The following is an 800-nucleotide window of genomic DNA, read 5'->3' as shown; positions in this document are numbered from 1 at the left end:
CGACGACGTCGGCGTCACGTTCAGGGCGCGGCTCCCGCTGTGGACCGGGGTGCTCACCGCGGTCGGCGTGGGGGGGGGCGGGCGGGCCGGGGGGGGGGGGGGGCGGGGGGGGGGGGGGGGGGGGGGGGGGGGCGGGGGGGGGCGCCGGCCGCCCCCCCCCCCCCCCCCCCCCCCCACGCCGTGGCGCTCCGCCAAGGCATGGGACTGCGCGGCGAGGGCGAAGGTGAGCTTGTTGTAGGAGGCGAAGGCGAGCTTGAGCGCCGACGCTTTGCCGACGGGCCCGTCCAGCGCGACCGGCTGGAGGTGGGTGCCGGCGAACAGGCCTTCCAGCAGCGTGACCGCGGCCGCGGGCCCGGACAGGTAGAGCCGGGTGGTCCCGGCCTGCCGCGGTGGCGGGCCGACGATTCCGCCGTCGACGACGGTCGCCCCGGGCAGGATCCGCGCGATTTCGGTGGCGTGCCCGGGACTGATGGCGTTGGCGTCGAGGTAGACCCCGCTGAACCCGGCAATGCTCCGCGCGACGTCGAGCGCGGCGGCGGGCGGGCAGACGCTGAGGATGACGTCGCACCCGGCGAGGTCCTGGGCCTCGGTCAACCCGGCGTCTTCGGCACGGCGTCGCGTCGCGGGGCCGCGTCCGGCGGGAAGCCAGGAGACGGGCGTGCCGCGCGAGGTGAGGACCGCCCCGACGGCGGCGCCCATCGCACCGGGGTGCAGCAATCCGACGGAAGTGGTCATGCCTCCTTCCTACCGTGGTCACCGGTCGTGAGTGGGAAACAGGGTTAGAACCCTGTTTCCCACTC

Annotated in this window: 1 protein-coding gene; it reads right to left on the bottom strand. The window is 76.5% G+C overall.

Annotated elements, in window-relative coordinates:
- Positions 1-735 (bottom strand): NAD(P)-binding domain-containing protein (locus QQ657_RS56485; RefSeq protein ID WP_491047364.1); only part of this gene is annotated, 735 nt, incomplete at its 3' end.
- Positions 736-800: the final 65 nt, after the last annotated feature.

This window comes from Amycolatopsis ponsaeliensis, assembly GCF_030182635.1.
GTDB classification, from domain to species: Bacteria; Actinomycetota; Actinomycetes; order Mycobacteriales; family Pseudonocardiaceae; genus Amycolatopsis; species Amycolatopsis ponsaeliensis.
This window is presented reverse-complemented; position numbering and strand designations above follow the sequence as displayed.